We start from the raw sequence: 19087 nt of genomic DNA on the forward strand, positions 1-19087 counted from the left end.
CCTTGCGCCCACTTCGTGACGTGAGAGCCCACACACCGGACGCCCCGCGGTGCTTCAGTGCCCGTCCAGAACGGCGTGGCATGATGCTGGCCATGGTCTTTTCCCGGATGGATTTCTCGTCGAGCTTCCTGGCGCCCGCTGTGCCGCAGACCGCCGATCTCGCTCCCGAGGAGACGGCGCCCACCGAAGGGGTCGGTGACATCGTCGAGGAGAGCGTCCCTGAGGGACTCGAAACCCTGATTGCCGAACAGGGCCCGTTCTTCGGCATCATCACCGGCCTGATCATCGCGGTGGTGATCGCCCTGGTGGTCACCGTGATGTCCTCGATGCTGCTGAAGCAGATCTTCCGGCACAACGATGGGGTCAAGCATGCGGTGAACCGGACCAGGACCCCGCTGTTCGTCACCCTGGTGCTGATCGGAACCTGGTTCACGCTGAACATCACGCTGCGCGCCGCCGAGTGGTTCCTGCCGGTCTCCTTCGTGCTGCTGGTCGCCGTGGTGATCGGGATCGCCTGGTGGGCGCTGCGGATCGTACGGATCGCCGAGGCGATGATCTATTCGAAATACATCGGTCACTCCGAGGGGGAGCTGGATGTGGAGGACCGGCGCGGCCGCCGTCTGGCCACCCAGGTCTCCCTGATCCGGCGGATCCTCACCGCGGTCATCATCACCGTGGCGGTGGCGGCGATCCTGTTGATGATCCCGCAGGTGCGCGCACTCGGCGCCGGCCTGCTCGCCTCCGCCGGCGTGGCCTCGGTGGTGGTCGGCCTGGCGATGCAGTCGGTGCTCACCAACGTCTTCGCCGGCATCCAGCTGGCCTTCACCGATTCGATCCGCGCAGGAGACGTCGTCGTGGTCGAGGGCAACTTCGGCACAGTGGAGGACATCACGCTCACCGCCGTGGTCATCAAGTCCTGGGACGAGCGCAGGTTCATCTATCCCTCCAGCTACTTCGTGGCCACCCCCTTCGAGAACTGGACCCGGGTGGGCACCGACATCCTGGGCACCGTGGAGCTCGACGTCGACTGGCGCGTCCCGATGGATCCGCTGCGGGCCCGGCTGAAGCGGCTGCTCGATTCTGCCGACCTCTGGGACGGCAGGGACTACTCGCTGCAGGTCACCGACGCCGTGGGCGGCATGATCAAGGCAAGGGTCGTGGTCTCCGCGCGGAACTCCGGGGAGCTCTGGGACCTGCGCTGCCTGATCCGTGAGGATCTGGTGAACTACCTGCGCGCCGAGCACCCCTATGCGGTGTTCACCCAGCGGATGCTGCTGACCAATGAGGAGGCGCTGGCGAAGGCTCCCGCGCCGGTGCGCACCGGGCAGGTCGGCGTCGTCGATCCCGGCGCAGATTCTCAGCCGGTGACCCAGGCGGGGGAGGGGGCTTCGGTCTTCACCGGCTCGATCGCCGCCGTGCAGCGTAACCGAGAGTTCTCCGGCCCCGGAGCCGAGGCCTACCGCGAGCGGCTTGAACGGCAGGAAGAGCGCCAGGACGGCCATGAGCTCGACGCCGACGGCACCGCCTATCCCGAGGATGCCGCGCCCACGCCGGCGGTCACCCCGCTGAAGACTGATGCGCCGCAGGAACGGGACGTTTCGGGGACGCGGAAGGTGTCGGCGAACGAGGAGGTCGAGGATGCGGAGGAGGAGGCCTTCGGTGCTGCGGCGACACGGCGTCCGGGCGAGGCGCCGCCTCGGCCTGGTTCATCGCGCTGAGCTCCCGATCGCGCTGAGCTCCCGTCAGCGCTGAGGACGCCGCCGGGTTGAGGCTCCGACCGCAGGTCGGTCCTGCTCACTCCTTCGGCGGCTGGGACTCTCGGTTGGCGCTGCCCTTGGCGGAGCTCTTGGCCTTCGCCGACTTATAGGCGTTGACGGTCTTGATCGCGTCGGTGGTCGGCTCCGCGGTGCCGTCACCGGTCCCGTACTCCGCACTCACCGAGGAGTCGCGATTCGCAGCGCGGGAGTCGCTCGCCCCTGCGGTCTCGCCCTCTGAGTCCTCACCGTTTTCAGGAGACCCGGTGCGCTTGTCCACGGCCCACTGCACCACCGAGTCGGGCATGAAGCGCAGTCCGGCGGTGAGCATCTGGTAGCTGCGCGCCGGCACGCAGGTCGAGGCGCCCTGGGCATTGGCAGTCAGCGCCTGGCGGACGACGTCGTCGGCGTCCAGCCACATCCAGCGCTTGACGGACTTGATCTTGATCCCAGAACGCTGGTGGAACTCGGTGCGCACCAGGCCGGGCACGAGAGCGGTCACGGTCACCCCGCGCGAGCGCAGCTGCGAATGCAGCCCCTTGGAGAAGTTGATCACCCAGGACTTCGCCGCGGAGTAGGTCCCGGTGGAGATGTATCCGGCCGTCGAGGCCACATTGATGATCCGCCCGCCGCGGCGACGCACCATCGCGTTGGCCGCAGTGTGGGAGAGCTCCATGGTGGTCTGTACATGCAGGCGCAGCAGCTTGCGCTCGTCGTCGAGGTCCGAGTCGATGAAGTCTGTGGCCAGCCCGTGCCCGGCGTTGTTCACCAGCAGGTGCACCGGATTCGTTCGGTCGGCGAGCCGCTCCTGGACCGCCGCCACGCCGTCGTCGGTCACCAGGTCCGCGACGATGACCGAGGTCCTCACCCCGTATTGGGAGGACATGGACTCGGCCTGCATCCGCAGGCGCTTCCCGTCGCGGGCGACCAGGACGAGGTTGTAGCCCTGTGCAGCCAGCTGGCGCGCGAACGCTGCGCCGAGGCCGGCGGTGGAACCGGTGATGACGGCCGTATGGTTGCTCATGCTCGCTATCCTAGAGTGCAGAGATGTGCGGAGCGGTCAGCATTGCACGCGGCGTGCTCCGTCTGGCCTCCGCAGGAACACAACAGGAGGATCATTGCGCTGGAAGAAACGGGCCGCATGGGGGCGGCGTCCCTTGGCGGTCGAAGAGTGGGCGGTGCTCCATGCCGAGGTCATTGCCGAGGACCTGATAGCTGTGGACGACGCGGTGGAGGAGCTCACCGGGTTCATGGACCCCTTCCGTGCCGACGTCGAGGAGGGCCCCCTGGTGGGAGTCACCGACGGCCAGCTCTCTGTCGCCAAGAGAGAGTTCCACGACCAGCGGGGCCGCCGCGGGCTGAAGCTGAGCTTCTACGCCGCAGGGGCGGCGACCGGCACCGGGAACGACGCCTTCGACCGGTTGAACTCCGCGGCTTCGGCGCTGCTGGATCATCTCAATGCCGAGGGCATCACGGTGGAGTCGATCCGCTGGACCGAGGCGGACCACATGACGCGGCCGTTCTAGCGTTCAGCGTTCGCCCAGGTGTTGCAGATGCTGCAGCTGAGCCGCCGCGATCTTGGTCGTGATCCCGGCCGGAAGCCCGGCGCGTTCACCGTAGATCAGCTTTCCCAGGGTCGCCGCATCCAGCGAGGTTCCGTCATTCTCGGCGGTGCGCAGCAGCTCACGGACCTGCTCCAGGCGCTCGATCCGGTGGGCCAGATAGCGCCGAGCCGCCTCGGCCACACTGGGCTGAGCCGGACCATGAGCCGGAAGCAGCCTGGCCCGGGCGTGCTCGCTGAGCCTTCTCAGACTCTGCAGATAGTCGGTGAGCGTCCCGTCGGGGTGATCGAGCATCGTCGTGCCCTCACCCAGAATGGTGTCTCCGGTGAACATCGCCTGTTCATGGCGATCGGCGTCTCCATGCAGCCAGAAGCAGACCGAATCCGAGGTGTGCCCCGGGGTGTGCAGCACGCTCAGCCGCAGACCGCCCAGCTCGATGATCTCGCCGTCGGTCAGCGCCGCGGCTGGCTGGTCGGGAAGCCCGATGCACTGCTCCCGGCTGTGGCCGCGCACCGGCGCCGCGAAGGCTTCGCTGAAGCTCGCGGCAGCCCCGGTGTGGTCAGCATGACGGTGTGTGACCAGGATCTGTGCGACCCGGCGAGGGCCGACGACGGCGCGCACCTGCGCCAGATGCTCCGGGTGACCGGCCGGCCCGGGATCGATGATCACCACCTGTTGCGCCAGATCGGCGCCCAGGACATAGGTGTTGGTCCCCTGCAGCGTCATCGGGGAGGGGTTCTCGCAGGTGATCCGCTGCACCGGGCTGGCCTGAGACATGATCTCAGCCTACCGATGCCGACGCGTAGGCTGAGCCCATGGCCCAGAACAGCGAATCCCACCAGCACGAGCCGCAGAAGACGGCAGGCACCGAGCACTCCACCAAGGGTGCGTATGTGACCGGGGGAGAGTTCACCCGCGACACCAACTACATCGAGGATCGTGTCGTCGCCGATCCGCAGGCCGCCCAGTCAGCGCCGCAGGAAGAGTCATCCTCCATCGGAGATCCGCGCCTGGCAGGACTCACCGAGGGCGGACAGGCCTGGCCGGTCGAACCGGGCCGCTACCGGCTCGTGGCCGCCCGCGCCTGCCCCTGGGCCCACCGCTCCATCATCATCCGCCGGCTGCTGGGCCTGGAGGACGCGATCTCGCTGGGCGCCCCCGGACCCACCCATGACGCGCGCTCCTGGACCTTCGACCTCGACGAGGGCGGGGTGGACCCGGTGCTCGGCACCGAGCGGCTGCAGGAGAACTACTTCGCCCGCTTCCCCGACTACCCGCGCGGGATCACCGTCCCGGCGCTGGTCGATGTCCCCACCGGAGGGGTGGTCACCAACAACTATCCGCAGCTGACCTTCGACCTCTCCACGCAGTGGCGAGAGCACCACCGCACCGGCGCCCCGGACCTGCTCCCGGAGGACAAGCTCGACGAGATGCTGCCGATGATCAAGCGGATCTTCACCGAGGTCAACAACGGCGTCTACCGCGCAGGCTTCGCCGGCTCACAGAGCGCCTACCAGGACGCCTACGATCGGCTCTTCACCGCACTGGACTGGCTCGAGTCCCACCTGTCCGAACGCCGCTATCTGATGGGCGAGCACATCACCGAGGCCGATGTGCGACTGTTCACCACACTGGTCCGCTTCGACCCGGTGTATCACGGGCACTTCAAGTGCAACCGGAACAAGCTCACCGAGATGCCGAACCTCTGGGCCTACGCCCGAGACCTGTTCCAGACTCCGGGCTTCGGGGACACGGTGGACTTCGACCAGATCAAGCGGCACTACTACGAGGTCCACGAGGACCTCAACCCGACCCAGATCGTCCCGGTCGGACCGGACCTGGGGAACTGGCTGGGCGAGCACGGTCGCGAGGCCCTCGGCGGTTCACCCTTCGGCACCGGTACGGCTCCGGGTCCGGTGGCCGCCTCGGAGCAGCCAGGCGGGGCCAACCCGCTCTACCGCTGATCGGTTGACGCCCATCTGGAGGTCGTCGTCCCACCTGGTGGCGTCGACCCCGCCAGGTTCAGTCCTGGCCAGCCCACCGGTAGGGTTGCTGCAGAGAGTACGCCAGCCGCATGCGAACGGGAGGGCTCAATGTCCGCATCAGATCAACTCGACGGTCCATTTCAGAAACGCTTCGTCGCCCTGGGGGACTCGTTCAGCGAGGGTGTGGCGGACATCGATCCGTCCAGCCCCAACGGGGTGCGCGGCTGGGCCGACCGGGTCGCCGGCCAGCTGATCTCCAACGACTCCTCCTGGGGCTACGCGAACCTCGCGGTGCGCGGCAAGAAGCTCCAGCAGGTCCTCGACGAGCAGCTGGACCCCGCGATCGGTCTGGGCCCCACCCTGGTGACCGTCTACGCCGGCGGCAATGATATCCTGCGCCCCACGGTCAACATCGACGCACTCATGGAGCGCTACCGCTGGGGTGTGGAGAAGCTCATCTCCAGCGGCGCCCGCGTGGTGCTGTTCACCGGGTTCGACTCCGGCCAGGCACCTCTGTTCAAGGCCACCCGCGGCCGGACCGCCATCTACAACGAGCACGTGCGCAAGATCGCCGCAGACCTCGATCTGGACCTGGTCGACTTCTGGCACATGCGGCAGTTCCAGGACTGGCGCTACTGGGACGAGGACCGGATGCACCTGGGCATCGCCGGGCACATGATGATGGCCAAGGAGGTGCTCAAGGTCCTCGGCGAGAAGGACGAGATCGAGGATCCCGAGGTCGACGACTCGCCTCTCGGTTCACTGCCTCAACGCGTCATCAGCGAGCTGACCTGGACCAAGGACTATCTCTACCCCTGGCTCAGGCGACGCGTCACGCGCACCTCCTCGGGAGACGACATGTCACCGAAGTACCCGCAGCTGACCTCCCGGGTCTGGTAGCCGGAGGGCCGCCTCCGTCGCGCCTGAGTCTCAGGTGACGACGGCGGCCACGGCCTCCGACCACAGCGTCAGCGCCTGGTCCACCTCGGATTCCGAGACCACCAGCGCCGGGATGAAGCGGACCACCTCGCCCCAGGATCCGCAGATCAGCAGCAGCAGCCCACGACGGGCGGCCTCCTGCTGCACCGCCGTCGCGGTGGCAGGGTCCGGGGCGCCGTGCGCATCGCGGAACTCATTGCCCACCATCAGGCCCAGTCCACGCACCTCGGCGATGCGCTCCGCTGCGGCCCGGGCGTTCGCCTCGGCGGCGATCTCGCGCAGGCCCGCGCGCAGCTGCTCGCCGCGCGCCGCGCTGTTCTCCACCAGGCCCTCCTGTGCGATGACCTCCAGCGTGGCCACAGCCGCCGCGCAGGCCACTGCGTTCGCGCCATAGGTCCCGCCCTGGGAGCCCGGCCATGCCTTGCTCATCAGCTCCGCCGAGGCCGCGATCCCGGAGATCGGAAACCCCGAGGCGATGCCCTTGGCGAACATCATGATGTCCGGCAGTCGCGGCGAGCCCTCCGCCGCGAAGTGGTCGTGCCCCCAGAACCGCCCGGTGCGCCCGAAGCCGGTCTGCACCTCGTCGATGATCACCAGGATTCCGTGCCGATCGGCACGTTCGCGAAGTCCCGCGAAGAACCGCTCATTGCCCGGCACATAGCCGCCCTCACCCAGCACCGGCTCGACCAGGAACGCCGCGGTGTCTGCCGGGTTGGACTGTGTCTGAAGCAGCAGGTCCAGCTCATCGAGCGCGAAGTCAGTGGCCTGCTCCTGGTCCCAGCCGTACTTGCGGTAGTGGCTGGGATTGGGGAACGGCGCGACGACGACGCCGGACATCAACGGGCTGAACCCTGCCCGGAACTTCGTGCCGGAGGTGGTCATCGAGGCCGCCGCCACGGTGCGTCCGTGGAAGCCGCCCTGGAACACCACGATGTTCGGCCGTCCGGTGGCCTGGCGCGCCAGACGCAGCGCCGCCTCAGCCGCCTCGGATCCCGAGTTGGAGAAGAAGACCGAGTCCAGACCTTCCGGGAGCACCTCGGAGAGCCGCTCGGTGAGAGTCAACAGCGGCTGGTGCATGATCGTGGTGTATTGGCCGTGGATCAGGCTCCCCACCTGCGCCTGCGCGGCAGCGACCACATGCGGATGGCAGTGCCCGGTGCTGGTGACCCCGATGCCGGCGGTGAAGTCCAGATGCGGCTGGCCCGCCTCGTCGTAGAGCCACACGCCCTCACCCCGGGTCGCCACCACGGGAGTCGCCTGCTTCAACTGGGGAGACAGCGTCGCCATCGAGAACACCTTTCGGATTGTTGACAATCTTCTTGCAGCTCAGGCTAACGGTCATCGAGGCGCATTGCCAGATATGACGTCGCAGGCCGTGGCGCGCCGTGGCGCGGGACCGGTGGTCCGCCCGGTGCGACACATGGCAGCGGTGTACAGCCAGAACGCATGACCGCGTGCCGCCGGCGGCGTAGGCTGGCCTGCGAAGGCCCACGTCACGCCCATCGCACCCTCTCAAGGAGGACACATGGCAGAGCAGACCATCACCGCAGAACGCGAATCCAGCCTGATCGAGGCCGCTCCCAAGCGCCTCTACATCGGCGGCGAATGGGTGGACGCCGAAGGCGGGGCCACCCTGGATGTCAACGATCCCTCCACCGGCAGGCTGCTCTGCACCGTGGCCGACGCCTCCGCGCAGGACGGCTGGAACGCGCTGAAGGCCGCCGAGGCCGCGCAGCCCGGACTCGCCGCGATGCCGCCCCGGGAGCGCGCGAACATCCTGATGCGCGCGTTCGAGCTGATGCACGAGCGCAAGGATGATCTCGCCCTGCTGATGACCCTGGAGATGGGCAAGCCGCTGAGCGACTCCTACGGCGAGGTCGCCTACGCCGCCGAGTTCTTCCGGCACTTCGCCGAGGAGGCCACCCGGATCAGCGGCAGCTACCAGACCGCCCCCGCCGGCGGCGCCCGCTTCCTGGTGACCAAGCAGCCGGTGGGCCCCGCGATCCTGATCACCCCCTGGAACTTCCCGCTCGCCATGGGGACCCGCAAGCTCGGTCCGGCCATCGCCGCCGGCTGCACCTCGGTGATCAAGCCTGCCGAGCTCACCCCGCTGTCGATGCTCGCGCTCGCCGACATCCTGCACGAGGCAGGCCTTCCCGCAGGTGCCGTCAATGTCCTGGTGACCTCCACCTCGGGCAAGGTGATGGAGCCGCTGATCCGCTCCGGCATCGCGCGCAAGCTCTCCTTCACCGGCTCCACCGGAGTCGGGCGCAAGCTGCTGGAGCAGGCCTCCGAGCGGGTGCTGCGCACTTCCATGGAGCTCGGCGGAAACGCAGGTTTCGTGGTCTTCGAGGACGCTGACCTCGACGCGGCCGTGGCCGGTGCGCTGCTGGCCAAGATGCGCAACACCGGCGAGGCCTGCACCGCCGCGAACCGGATCTTCGTCCACCGCTCCGTCATCGATGAGTTCGCGCAGAAGCTCTCCGCAGAGATGGAGAAGCTGCCCCTGGGCCGGGGCGTGGAGGACGGTGTGCGCGTCGGGCCGCTGGTCGACGCCAAGCAGCTGGACAAGGTCGATGAGCTGGTCACCGACGCGGTCGACGGCGGCGCCAAGGTCCTCATCGGGGGCACCCCGGTGGATCGCGAGGGCTACTTCTACCCGCCCACGGTGCTCACCGACGTGCCCGCCGGAGCGCGGATGCGTCATGAGGAGATCTTCGGACCCGTCGCTCCGCTGACCCCCTTCGATACCGAGGACGAGGTGGTCGAGTGGATCAACTCCACCGAATACGGACTGGTCAACTACGTCTACACGGAGAGCCTGCGCCGCGGCATCCGCGTCGCCGAGGCCGTGGAGTCCGGCATGGTGGGGCTGAACCAGGGTGCGGTCTCGAACCCCGCGGCCCCGTTCGGCGGGATCAAGGAGTCGGGACTCGGTCGTGAGGGCGGCGACACCGGCATCGAGGAGTTCCTCGAGACCAAGTACATCGGCATCGCCATGTGAGCACCTTGTGGCTGCCTCTGCGGCGGCGCAGAACTCACGCGGGAATGGAATCTGTGAGGCTGTGGTTGGACCGGGAGTAGAAAGTTGAGTCACCTGCACTCAAGTCAGTTTGACACCACGTCGAGCGAGGACAAGACTTGAGTGCAGTTCACTCAACACCGCTCTCGAAAGGAGATCGCATGTCCCGCTCAGTAGGTATCGACCTCGGAACCACCAACTCGGTCGTCACAGTTCTCGAAGGTGGCGAGCCCACCGTCATCGCCAACGCCGAGGGTGCGCGCACCACCCCCTCGGTCGTCGGATTCTCCAAGTCCGGCGAGGTCCTCGTCGGCGAGGTGGCACGCCGCCAGGCCGTGTCCAACCCCGACCGCACCATCGCATCGGTCAAGCGCCACATGGGCACCGACTGGTCCACCGAGATCGACGGCAAGAAGTACACCGCGCAGGAGATCTCCGCCCGCACCCTGATGAAGCTCAAGCACGACGCCGAGTCCTACCTGGGCGAGGACGTGGCCGAAGCCGTCATCACCGTGCCGGCGTACTTCAACGACGCCGAGCGCCAGGCCACCAAGGAGGCCGGAGAGATCGCCGGTCTGAAGGTCTCCCGCATCGTCAACGAGCCCACCGCCGCGGCACTCGCCTACGGCCTGGACAAGGGCAAGGAAGACGAGCTCATCCTGGTCTTCGACCTGGGCGGCGGCACCTTCGACGTCTCCCTGCTCGAGGTCGGCAAGGATGAGGATGACTTCTCCACCATCCAGGTCCGCTCCACCTCCGGTGACAACCGCCTCGGCGGCGACGACTGGGACCAGCGGATCATGGACTGGCTCGTCGCGCAGGTCAAGGCCAAGGAGGGAGTCGACCTCTCCAAGGACAAGATCGCCGTGCCGCGTCTGAAGGAAGAGGCCGAGCGCGCCAAGAAGGAGCTCTCCTCCACCTCCAGCGCCAACATCAACATCCCCTACGCCACCCAGAACGACGGCGTCCCGGTGCACGTCAACGAGACCCTGTCTCGGGCGAAGTTCGTCGACATGACCTCGGACCTGCTGGACCGCACCAAGAAGCCGTTCAACGACGTCATCAAGGAGGCCGGGGTCAAGATCGCAGAGATCGACCACGTGATCCTCGTCGGCGGCTCCACCCGCATGCCCGCAGTCGCCGACCTGGTCAAGCAGCTCGCCGGCAAGGACGCCAACAAGGGCGTCAACCCGGACGAGGTCGTCGCCGTCGGCGCAGCCCTGCAGGCAGGCGTGCTCGCCGGTGAGCGCAAGGACGTGCTGCTCATCGACGTCACCCCGCTGTCCCTGGGCATCGAGACCAAGGGCGGAGTGATGACCAAGCTGATCGAGCGCAACACGGCCATCCCGTCGAAGCGCTCCGAGGTCTTCTCCACCGCCGAGGACAACCAGCCCTCCGTGGCGGTCCAGGTCTTCCAGGGAGAGCGCGAGTTCACCCGGGACAACAAGGCACTGGGCACCTTCGAGCTGACCGGCATCGCGCCGGCGCCCCGCGGCGTGCCCCAGGTTGAGGTCACCTTCGACATCGACGCCAACGGCATCGTCCACGTCTCCGCAAAGGACAAGGGCACCGGCACCGAGCAGTCGATGACCATCACCGGCGGCACCTCGCTGGAGAAGGAAGACATCGATCGCATGGTCGCCGACGCCGAGGCTCACGCTGAGGAGGACAAGGTCCGTCGCGAGGCCGCTGAGAAGCGCAACGCCGCCGAGTCCACCGCCTACTCCGTGGACAAGCTGCTCAAGGACAACGGCGACAAGCTGCCCGAGGAGGTCAAGACCGAGGTCCAGGCCGACGTCGACGAGCTCAAGAAGGCGCTCGAGGGCGAGGACAACGCCGACGAGGTCAACGCCGCGTTCGAGAAGCTGCAGGCCTCCCAGGTCAAGATCGGCGAGGCGCTCTACGCGCAGGCCCCGGACGCCGCTGCCAATGGCACCGGCGAGCCCGCGCAGGACGAGGATGAGGACATCGTCGACGCAGAGGTCGTCGACGAAGAGGACGAAGCCGAGAAGAAGTAAGGGGGTCTGACACATGGCAGATCACAAGAACCCTGAGGTTCCCAGCGGCGAAGAGCCCGACGAGCAGGATCCCGTGCAGGACCCGCTGGCCCAGGCCGAGAAGATTCTGCAGGACCTCCCCGTGGAGGATGCCGACCCTCGTGTGGCCGAGGAGCCCGAGCTCACTCAGGCCTCCGCTGAGGACGGCATCACCGGGGGCGTCGAGACCGAGCCCGAAGAGCGGATCCAGGCGGCTGATGAGTTCCTCCGTGGCACGGAGGAGGAGACGATCGCTGACGCCGCCATGGCGATGGACCCGGAGGCGCTCCTGGCCGAGGACAGCATCCGCGAGGATGCTCCTGCCGAGGACGGCGTGCGCGAGGCCGAGCTGCAGGCTGACCTGCAGCGGCTTCAGGCCGAGTACATCAACTACCGCCGACGGGTGGAGCGCGATCGGGCGACCGAGCGCGACCGGACCAAGGGTCAGCTCATCACCGAGCTGATGCCGGTCCTGGACGACATCTCTTCGGCCCGCCAGGCTGGAGATCTCCAGGATGGCCCCTTCGCGCACATCGCCACCCGGCTGGAGTCGGTGCTGCAGAGCCAGGGTCTGGAGGTGTTGGGAGAGATCGGTGAAGCATTCGATCCCAACCAGCACGAGGCCATCATGGCTCAGCCCCATGAAGAGATCCCCGCCGACCACGTGGCCATCGTGCTGCGCGCCGGCTATCGCCACGGGAACCGCCTGCTCCGGGCGGCCCAGGTGATGGTCTCTTCCGGGCCCGAGCAGAGCTGAATCTCTAAGCAGCAGAAAGGAGGGAGGCGCCATGGCCTCACAGGACTGGATCGATAAAGATTTCTACGCAATCCTCGGCGTCTCCCGCGATGCCTCCGAGGAGGACGTCAAGAAGGCGTACCGAAAGCTCGCCCGGAAGCATCATCCCGACAAGAACCCCGGTGATGATGCTGCCGAGCAGAAGTTCAAGGACGTCGCTGAGGCTCACTCCGTGCTGGCTGACAAAGAGCAGCGCGAACAGTACGACGCCGTCCGCGCCATGGGCTCGGGCGCCCGGTTCTCGGGCGGCCCGGGCCCCGGTGGGGGAGGCGGCTTCGAAGATCTCTTCGGCAACCTCTTCAACGGAGGCGCCGGCGGTGCGCGCGGCGGCTCCGGCCGCGGCGGCGCCAGCGGCCCCGACCTCTCGGACCTCTTCGGGGGACCCGGCGGGTTCGGCGGCTCCGGCCGCTTCGGCGGAGGCGGAGCCCCTGCGACGGGCGCCGACCGCACCGCGCGGACCACCATCTCCTTCGGTGGGGCCATCCGTGGCACCACCGTGGGTCTGCGCGAGCCCGATGGCGGCGTCATCGACGTCCGGATCCCCGCGGGGATCCGGACCGGCCAGAAGGTACGCGTGAAGGGCAAGGGTCAGCGCGGCTCCGGCGGCGCCGGTGACCTCCTGGTCGAGGTCGCCGTCTCCGGCCACAGGTTCTTCGAGCGCGAGGGCGACGACATCCGCATCCACCTGCCCGTGGCCTTCGACGAGGCGGCGCTGGGCACCGCGGTGCAGGTTCCGACGGTCCACGGCGAGAAGGTCAACATCAAGATCCCTGCCGGAGTGACCTCCGGGCGCGTGCTCCGGCTCAAGGGCCACGGCGTGCGCCGGAAGGAGAAGGGCCGCGAGGTCGCCGGCGACATGCTGGTCACGGTTCAGGTGGAGGTTCCCAAGGACCTCTCCGCCGAGGCGGTCGAGGCCGTGAAGGCCTATGCGGAAGCCACCAAGGGGCTCGATCCCCGGAAAGGCCTCGAGGCGAAGGCGGTGCTGTGATGGTGGACCCCCGGATGCGTGACCCCCGGATTCTGGACTCGCGGATGCTCGAGCCCGAACACCGGCACGCGCCGATGTTCGTCATCTCCGTGGCCGCCGAGCTTGCCGACATGCACCCGCAGACGCTGCGCCAGTATGACCGGATCGGTCTGGTCACCCCGCGGCGCCAGGGCGGGCGACATCGCAGATACTCTCCCTACAACATCGAGCAGCTCCGCCAGATCCAGCAGTTCTCCCAGGATGGGGTCTCGCTGGAGGGCATCCGCAGGATCCTCGATCTGCAGAACCGGGTGGAGGTGCTCGAAGAGACGGTGGACGCGCTGCGCCACGAGCTGCGCGAATCGCAGCGGCACTCCACCAAGCCGCGATTCTTCGCCGTGGGTCCGCACGGCGACGTCGTCACCGTCGCCCGTGGACGCCGCGCCAGGGCCAACACCCAGGCGCTGGTCCTCTGGGAGCCCGGCCCTCGTCGTCGCTGACCTGGAGACCCTTTGTGCGCACCCCGCGAGTCCTGCCCGAGACGCGCCCACGGTGCCGCAATAATCAGGTCATGTCTGTCTCCTCTCGCTCCCGGCTGATCATTCCGAGCGCGGTGGGGGTCGCGGCCGTGATGGTGCTCACCGGCTGCAGCGCCGACCCGTCCGAGACCGTGGAAGAGGCCGCCGATGCGCTGGCCTCCGCGATCTCCAGCGGTGACTTCTCCGCGCTGAGCTTTGAATCCGGAGACCCCGAGACCATGACGGCGGCCGTGGAGAATCTCCACGCGCCCTTCGAGGAGCTCACCCCTGAGGTGAGCACCGGCGAGGTCGTGCTCGATGAGCCGCCGGAGGATTCACCCCGCCCGGTCACCGCCACAGTCCCGCTTCAGCACAGCTGGGAACTGGAGGAGCTCGGCATCGAGGGCGAGGCCTGGACCTATGAGACCACCGCCGAACTGGTCTACGACCAGGAGACCGAGGTCTGGGCAGTGGAAGCCACGCCAGAGATCATCATGCCCGACTATGCCGGCACCGAGTCGATCAGCCTGGCCACCACCCCCGCCGACCGTGGCCGGATCATGGACGACGACGGACGGGCCATGGTCTACAACCGCGACGTCGTCCGGCTGGGCATCGACAAGGCCCAGCTCGCCCAGGACGGCGAGCCCGCCGATCAAGATACGCTGCGCTCCTCCGCCGAGGCGCTCGCCGAGCTGGTCGAGATCCCGGTGGACCCCTACGTCGAGAGCGTGCTCGGCGGCGGAGACCTGGCCTTCGTGGAGGCCATCACGCTGCGCCGATCCGAAGACGACGTGACCGCCACCGACGTCGAAGCGATCCCCGGCGCCTCAGGCATCTATGACCAGATGTCCTTGGCGGACTCCCGGGACTTCGCCCCGCTGCTGCTGGGCCGGGTGGGACCGGTGACCGCCGAGTCCCTGGAGGCAGACCCGAGCCTGAGCGTCGGCGACACCATCGGCACCTCCGGCATCCAGGCCTCCTACGAGCAGACCCTGCGCGGAGCTCCGGGGATGGCGATCCAGAAGGACGGCGAGCCCCTGTACTCGGTGGCCCCCGCCGACGGCGGAGACGTGGAGACCACCATGGTGCCGCGGCTGCAGAACCTCGCCCAGGAGATCGTCGAAGATCAGGACGCCTCTGGGGCGATCGTCGCCATCCGACCCTCCGACGGCGGCGTCCTGGCCGCCGCCAGCCACGACCCGGACGGCGGCCAGGTGGAGATCGCCACCCAATCCACCTACGCGCCCGGCTCCACCTTCAAGGTGGTCTCCTCGCTCGCCATGCTGCGCGACGGACTCACCCCCGACACCGACGTGAGCTGCTCGAACCAGACCACCGTGCACGGGCAGTCCTTCGGCAACTACACCGGGTTCCCCTCCGAGTACCTCGGAGACATCCCCTTCCGTGACGCGGTGGCAGTCTCCTGCAACACCGTCTTCGCCGACGCCTACGACGATGTGACCTCTGCGGAGGTCCACCAGGCCGCGCTCGACCTCGGCATCGTCGAGGAGACGCACCTGGGCGTGCCCGCACGGATGGGATCGGTGCCGCAGGACTCCGAGCTCAACCTCCATGCCTCCAATCTCTTCGGCCAGGGCGTGGTGGAGTCCTCCACCTTGGGCATGGCCACCGTGACCGCCTCGATCGCCACCGGCAGGACCGTCCATCCCCACCTGGTCGTGCCGGAGGAGTCGGAGACCCCGGAGAGCGGGATCACAGAAGCCGAGGCCGAGGACCTGCGCACGCTGATGACCGACACCGTGAACTTCGGCTCGCTGGAGTCGCTCGTGGACGTCCCGGGCGAGCGGATCTACGCCAAGACCGGCACCGCGGAGGCAGGGGACGGCGATGACTCCTACTCCCACACCTGGGTCATCGCGATGCAGGGAGACCTCGCCGTGGCGATCTTCCTCGAGGAGGGGGAGTTCGGCGGATCCACCAACGGACCGCTGCTGCAGGAGTTCCTGGAGGGGGCCTCCGCTATCCTGTAGCGGTGACTTCCCAGCCCGACATCTCCCAGCCTGACACCTCTGACCCCAAGAATTCTGACCCCGGGAACACCAATCCCGAGCACGCCGATCCCGAGCACACCGATCCCGGGGACTCCCGACCTCCGCTGCCCATGCGCCGACCGCTCTCCTTCGTCCGGCGCAGCAACCGGCTCAAGCCCAGCTACCAGCGGACCTGGGACGCGGCGCTGGGGGAGGAGCTGCTGGACATCCCGCACGGAGAGCGCGACACCTCCGTGGCCGAGGGCTTCCGCGTCGGCTGGGCGGCCGAGTTCGGCCGCACCGCCCCGATCATCGTAGAGATCGGTTCGGGCTCCGGGGAGGCGGTGGCCCATGCCGCCGCCGCCAGTCCGGAGAAGGACTTCCTGGCCATCGAGGTCTACAAGCCCGGCGCCGCCCAGCTGGTCAGCAGGATCCGCCGCGAGGGGCTGAGCAACGTCCGGGTCGCCGTGGCCAATGCGCCCGAGGTCCTGGATCAGCTCTTCGCCCCCGGTCAGGTCGCCGAGGTCTGGATCTTCTTCCCCGACCCCTGGCACAAGAAGAAGCACAACAAGCGTCGGCTCGTCGATGCGGGGTTCATCGAGAGGGTCGCCAGAGTCCTGCCTGCCGGCGGAGTCTGGCGCCTGGCCACCGACTGGTCCGGCTACGCCGTGCAGATGCGCTCGCTGATCGGCGCCTCCTCCCAGTTCAGGAACCTCCATGCGGGGGAGCGGGCGGGGGATGACTCGCCGCTGACCGAGGTCCGCCTCCATGATCTGGACGCCATCTCGATGGGCAAGGAGCCGGCGCCGCTGGAGCTTCACCAGGCCCGGGACGACGACGGCGGCTGGGCTCCCCGGTTCGATGGGCGCGTCCAGACCGACTTCGAGACCAAAGCGCTGGCCGTCGGCCGCAGGATCTTTGACCTGACCTTCATCCGGGAGCCATAGCGCCAGCCCGGAACACCGAAGACGCTCGCGCCCAGTCACACCACGGCGTTCTGCCTGCCACCCTGCCTGGACCCAGGAGGAGTCACGCACGCGCTGCGGGAGAAACATGCCGCCCCCGCGGTGAGCAGCACGGTGAGCAGCGTGGTGCTCGACGGCGTGCAGCGCTGCGACTTCGCCACCGGTGGGTGGGGCGGCGGCTGTGATCCGGAGACCGGCGGAGACGCTCTCGTGGGTCAGACCACCAGCCGGTAGCCGCGCTTGACCACGGTCTTGACCATCGACGGGTCAGGCAGTGATTGGCGCAGCCGCGAGACCCACATCTCAAGGGCGTGCTCTGAGCCGCAGTGCGGCAGCACCGCCAGCAGGTGTTCCCTGGAGAGCACGGCACCTTGGGCCTTCATCAGCGCGCGGAGCAGTGCCAGCGGACCCGGTGCTAGCTGGACCGGAGCCGCGTCCGGATGCGGCAGGTGCAGAGTGTCGCCGCTGACCTTCATCTCCCCGGATCGGGTGTGCAGACGCAGCGCAGAGCCTCCCGCCACCGGCTGCTCGGCCGGAACCATCATCGCCGCTCCTCCCCGTGAGGCCTGCGTCCAGGCAGCTGCTGGGCTGCCTGGACCCCAGGCTAGAGGGAGGGCGTTTCTCCGCGTTGTCGGCGGTGTGACGCTGATGTGTCCGGGACTCCTCAGCGACGCTCCTGTGAATTCTGCGGAAAGGCGCGGCGGGCGAAGATCAGCAGCCCCAGCAGCAGCAGCCCCGGCAGGATCCAGCCGGAGAGCCCCTGCAGCGTGGCCTGACGCAGGTCCACCATCTCGCCTGCGCTGGCGAACCAGAAGTGCAGGATCGCCGCGGCCGAGATCATCGACTGCGCGAACGCGGCGGGCCAGATCGAGCCGGACTGCATCCGCAGCCAGGCGAGCACCCCGCCGATGATGATCGCGTAGCCGAGCATCAGCGCCAGCGCCTGGAACACCGGGGTCTGGTCATAGAAGAACCCAGCCGCCAGCAGCGGGGCGTACCAGAGCCCGGAGATCACCCCGGTGAGCACGACGGCGGCGCGAGGGCCCCAGCGCAGCTGCAGCCGGGGGAAGAGGTAGCCGCGCCAGCCCATCTCGATCCCGGCGTGGAGGAACACGCCCAGCACCGCGGCGGAGAAGATCACCCCGACCTCCACCAGCATGCCGGTGGCGATGAACTCGGTGGCGTCCTGGCCGAGCCGCGAGCTCAGGTCCTGCACGAAGATCGGCATCGAGGGGTCGAAGGGGTAGACCCCGAGCGCGCCGCCCAGCGGCAGCGCCGCGAAGCTGAAGGCGAAGAAGAGCAGCAGTCCCAGCACGGACCAGCTCAGGAGCCGGCGCACCGGGCGCAGCGGGGTGATTCCCAGCGCGTCGGTCACGCTCTGTGGTCTTAACACCCGGGCGGGCTGCGCAGTCTCCACAGAGACCGCATTCTCCCCGGGGGCCACATCCCCATGATGGCCGTAGAGCACGCCGAGCGGCTGACGGCGCTCCAGCACATAGGCGGTCACCGCGGCCAGCGCCGGGGTGAGCATGAAGAGGTTGTAGTACACACCGAGCGGTGCGCTGTTGCGCTCCTCCGGGCTCATCAGCACCATGGGCAGGGCGATCAGCCAGCCGAGCGTCAGCGCCACCAGCACGAAGGTGCTCAGGATGACGAGGGGAGTGCGCGGCGTCGTGGTCAGGGCGGAGGCAGGAACAGTCACGCGAGAACCCTACCGGCTCAGCCTGGAATGCTCAGCCGCGCCCGGTGCTGCGCCGGGCGATGAAGAACAGCCGCCGGAACGGCAGGATCGTGCCGATCCTGGTCGCCGGGTAGGCCTCGCGCAGCGCGGCCTTGTACTCCGTGATGAACTCCTCGCGCACATCTGCGGGGAGAGCCTCGAGCACCGGACGCGCCGCCGCCGCAGAGATCCAGTCGAACACCGGGTCCTCACCCTGCAGCACGTGGTGGTACCGGGTCTCCCAGGCCTCGACCTCCCATCCGGGCAGGGAGACGTCGAGCATGTACTCACTCAGCTCCGAGGTGGGCTTGAGCAGCGACTCCGGGTCGATGTGCGCGGCATAGGGGCTCTTCGCGGCGAACTGGGCGAGCAGCTGGTGGCTCGGGGCGTTGAAGTTGCCCGGAACCTGGACCGCCAGCGCGCCGCCGGCGGCCACATTGTCCATGATGGAGGGCAGCAGCTCGCGGTGCTCGGGGATCCACTGCAGCGCGGCATTGGAGACGATCAGATCCGCTTGTCGTTCAAGGTCCAGATCCCTGATGTCCGCGCGGGTATAGGAGATCCGATCGTCATCGGTCGCCTCGCCGGCTCGCTGAAGCATCTCCTCCGAGGAGTCGATTCCGGTGATCCATGCCTTGGGCCACATCCCGCGCAGCACCGGCATCCCGTTGCCGGGCCCGCATCCGAGGTCCACGATTCGGTCTGCCTGGGGGGCTCGCACACGCTGGAGCAGGTCGATGAAGGGCTGGGTTCGTTCGGAGGCGTAGGTCAGATACGCACCCGGGTTCCACTGGGTACTGGGCATGGTCCGAGTCTAAATCGGGGTGCT

At 68.1% G+C, this 19087-nt stretch carries 18 protein-coding genes; 12 read left to right on the top strand and 6 right to left on the bottom strand.

From position 1 onward, the window contains the following. Positions 1-107 precede the first annotated feature (107 nt). Positions 108-1718, top strand: coding sequence for a mechanosensitive ion channel domain-containing protein (locus tag LTH96_RS00495; protein WP_241463660.1), 1611 nt, complete (start codon positions 108-110; stop codon positions 1716-1718). Between the two features lie 76 nt (positions 1719-1794). On the opposite strand, the gene LTH96_RS00500 is transcribed toward LTH96_RS00495, so the two are convergent. After that, positions 1795-2778 (bottom strand): SDR family oxidoreductase, encoded by a 984-nt coding sequence (locus tag LTH96_RS00500; protein ID WP_241463661.1) that lies wholly within the window; start codon positions 2776-2778, stop codon positions 1795-1797. 94 nt (positions 2779-2872) lie between these two features. Here LTH96_RS00500 and LTH96_RS00505 point away from each other — a divergent pair, with 94 nt between their 5' ends. Further along, positions 2873-3280, top strand: coding sequence for a hypothetical protein (locus tag LTH96_RS00505; RefSeq protein WP_241463662.1), 408 nt, complete (start codon positions 2873-2875; stop codon positions 3278-3280). Positions 3281-3283: 3 nt separating this feature from the next. Here LTH96_RS00505 and LTH96_RS00510 read toward each other — a convergent pair whose 3' ends face one another. Then, positions 3284-4093, bottom strand: a complete 810-nt coding sequence (locus LTH96_RS00510; protein ID WP_241463663.1) for an MBL fold metallo-hydrolase — start codon at positions 4091-4093, stop codon at positions 3284-3286. A 38-nt stretch (positions 4094-4131) separates the two neighbouring features. Here LTH96_RS00510 and LTH96_RS00515 point away from each other — a divergent pair, with 38 nt between their 5' ends. Then, positions 4132-5280 carry a glutathione S-transferase family protein gene (locus LTH96_RS00515; RefSeq protein WP_241463664.1) on the top strand — a complete coding sequence of 383 codons (1149 nt, stop codon included), beginning with the start codon at positions 4132-4134 and terminating at the stop codon, positions 5278-5280. Between the two features lie 129 nt (positions 5281-5409). After that, positions 5410-6201 carry an SGNH/GDSL hydrolase family protein gene (locus LTH96_RS00520; protein WP_241463665.1) on the top strand — a complete coding sequence of 264 codons (792 nt, stop codon included), beginning with the start codon at positions 5410-5412 and terminating at the stop codon, positions 6199-6201. A gap of 30 nt (positions 6202-6231) precedes the next feature. Here the strand turns inward: LTH96_RS00520 and LTH96_RS00525 are convergent, their stop codons facing one another. Beyond that, a complete protein-coding gene (locus tag LTH96_RS00525) occupies positions 6232-7527 on the bottom strand; it encodes an aspartate aminotransferase family protein (RefSeq protein ID WP_241463666.1) in 1296 nt (431 codons plus the stop codon). 238 nt (positions 7528-7765) lie between these two features. Here LTH96_RS00525 and LTH96_RS00530 point away from each other — a divergent pair, with 238 nt between their 5' ends. The 8 genes from LTH96_RS00530 (at position 7766) to LTH96_RS12875 (ending at position 16772) form a co-directional block, all read left to right on the top strand. Further along, positions 7766-9244, top strand: a complete 1479-nt coding sequence (locus LTH96_RS00530; protein WP_241463667.1) for an NAD-dependent succinate-semialdehyde dehydrogenase — start codon at positions 7766-7768, stop codon at positions 9242-9244. Positions 9245-9423: 179 nt separating this feature from the next. Continuing rightward, on the top strand, positions 9424-11280 hold the full coding sequence (dnaK, locus tag LTH96_RS00535) for a molecular chaperone DnaK (RefSeq protein WP_241463668.1): 1857 nt from the start codon (positions 9424-9426) through the stop codon (positions 11278-11280). A 13-nt stretch (positions 11281-11293) separates the two neighbouring features. After that, positions 11294-12055 carry a nucleotide exchange factor GrpE gene (locus LTH96_RS00540; RefSeq protein ID WP_241463669.1) on the top strand — a complete coding sequence of 254 codons (762 nt, stop codon included), beginning with the start codon at positions 11294-11296 and terminating at the stop codon, positions 12053-12055. A gap of 31 nt (positions 12056-12086) precedes the next feature. Next, positions 12087-13082 carry a DnaJ C-terminal domain-containing protein gene (locus tag LTH96_RS00545; RefSeq protein WP_241463670.1) on the top strand — a complete coding sequence of 332 codons (996 nt, stop codon included), beginning with the start codon at positions 12087-12089 and terminating at the stop codon, positions 13080-13082. Between the two features lie 14 nt (positions 13083-13096). Continuing rightward, the gene (locus tag LTH96_RS00550) at positions 13097-13561 is read left to right on the top strand and encodes a heat shock protein transcriptional repressor HspR (protein WP_304653909.1); all 465 of its coding nucleotides are present in this window, start codon (positions 13097-13099) and stop codon (positions 13559-13561) included. A gap of 71 nt (positions 13562-13632) precedes the next feature. Then, the gene (locus LTH96_RS00555; protein WP_241463671.1) at positions 13633-15573 is read left to right on the top strand and encodes a penicillin-binding transpeptidase domain-containing protein; all 1941 of its coding nucleotides are present in this window, start codon (positions 13633-13635) and stop codon (positions 15571-15573) included. Between the two features lie 2 nt (positions 15574-15575). Continuing rightward, positions 15576-16520 (top strand): tRNA (guanosine(46)-N7)-methyltransferase TrmB, encoded by a 945-nt coding sequence (gene trmB / locus LTH96_RS00560; protein WP_241463672.1) that lies wholly within the window; start codon positions 15576-15578, stop codon positions 16518-16520. Between the two features lie 120 nt (positions 16521-16640). Next, entirely contained in the window at positions 16641-16772 is a 132-nt protein-coding gene (locus LTH96_RS12875; RefSeq protein ID WP_255727906.1) for a hypothetical protein, read from the top strand. On the opposite strand, the gene LTH96_RS00565 is transcribed toward LTH96_RS12875, so the two are convergent. The 3 genes from LTH96_RS00565 to LTH96_RS00575 form a co-directional block, all read right to left on the bottom strand. Beyond that, positions 16754-17083 carry a winged helix-turn-helix domain-containing protein gene (locus LTH96_RS00565; protein WP_241463673.1) on the bottom strand — a complete coding sequence of 110 codons (330 nt, stop codon included), beginning with the start codon at positions 17081-17083 and terminating at the stop codon, positions 16754-16756. The genes LTH96_RS12875 and LTH96_RS00565 overlap by 19 nt on opposite strands. Before the next feature lie 119 nt (positions 17084-17202). Beyond that, positions 17203-18240: a CPBP family intramembrane glutamic endopeptidase gene (locus tag LTH96_RS13125; protein ID WP_241463674.1), complete on the bottom strand. Its 1038-nt coding sequence runs from the start codon at positions 18238-18240 to the stop codon at positions 17203-17205. Between the two features lie 31 nt (positions 18241-18271). Then, positions 18272-19063: a methyltransferase domain-containing protein gene (locus tag LTH96_RS00575; protein ID WP_241463675.1), complete on the bottom strand. Its 792-nt coding sequence runs from the start codon at positions 19061-19063 to the stop codon at positions 18272-18274. Positions 19064-19087 lie beyond the last annotated feature (24 nt).

Source organism: Nesterenkonia sp. LB17 (genome assembly GCF_022565915.1).
Classification (GTDB): Bacteria; Actinomycetota; Actinomycetes; order Actinomycetales; family Micrococcaceae; genus Nesterenkonia.

What these genes read in the sequence shown, in the direction of transcription:
- LTH96_RS00510 (WP_241463663.1), bottom strand. Translation starts at nt 4,093, where the DNA reads ATGTCTCAGGCCAGCCCGGTGCAGCGGATCACCTGCGAGAACCCCTCC.
- LTH96_RS00515 (WP_241463664.1), top strand. Translation starts at nt 4,132, where the DNA reads ATGGCCCAGAACAGCGAATCCCACCAGCACGAGCCGCAGAAGACGGCA.
- LTH96_RS00540 (WP_241463669.1), top strand. Translation starts at nt 11,294, where the DNA reads ATGGCAGATCACAAGAACCCTGAGGTTCCCAGCGGCGAAGAGCCCGAC.
- LTH96_RS00545 (WP_241463670.1), top strand. Translation starts at nt 12,087, where the DNA reads ATGGCCTCACAGGACTGGATCGATAAAGATTTCTACGCAATCCTCGGC.
- LTH96_RS00565 (WP_241463673.1), bottom strand. Translation starts at nt 17,083, where the DNA reads ATGATGGTTCCGGCCGAGCAGCCGGTGGCGGGAGGCTCTGCGCTGCGT.
- LTH96_RS00555 (WP_241463671.1), top strand. Translation starts at nt 13,633, where the DNA reads ATGTCTGTCTCCTCTCGCTCCCGGCTGATCATTCCGAGCGCGGTGGGG.
- LTH96_RS00500 (WP_241463661.1), bottom strand. Translation starts at nt 2,778, where the DNA reads ATGAGCAACCATACGGCCGTCATCACCGGTTCCACCGCCGGCCTCGGC.
- LTH96_RS00530 (WP_241463667.1), top strand. Translation starts at nt 7,766, where the DNA reads ATGGCAGAGCAGACCATCACCGCAGAACGCGAATCCAGCCTGATCGAG.
- LTH96_RS00575 (WP_241463675.1), bottom strand. Translation starts at nt 19,063, where the DNA reads ATGCCCAGTACCCAGTGGAACCCGGGTGCGTATCTGACCTACGCCTCC.
- LTH96_RS00550 (WP_304653909.1), top strand. Translation starts at nt 13,097, where the DNA reads ATGCGTGACCCCCGGATTCTGGACTCGCGGATGCTCGAGCCCGAACAC.
- dnaK (WP_241463668.1), top strand. Translation starts at nt 9,424, where the DNA reads ATGTCCCGCTCAGTAGGTATCGACCTCGGAACCACCAACTCGGTCGTC.
- LTH96_RS00525 (WP_241463666.1), bottom strand. Translation starts at nt 7,527, where the DNA reads ATGGCGACGCTGTCTCCCCAGTTGAAGCAGGCGACTCCCGTGGTGGCG.
- LTH96_RS00520 (WP_241463665.1), top strand. Translation starts at nt 5,410, where the DNA reads ATGTCCGCATCAGATCAACTCGACGGTCCATTTCAGAAACGCTTCGTC.
- LTH96_RS00495 (WP_241463660.1), top strand. Translation starts at nt 108, where the DNA reads ATGGATTTCTCGTCGAGCTTCCTGGCGCCCGCTGTGCCGCAGACCGCC.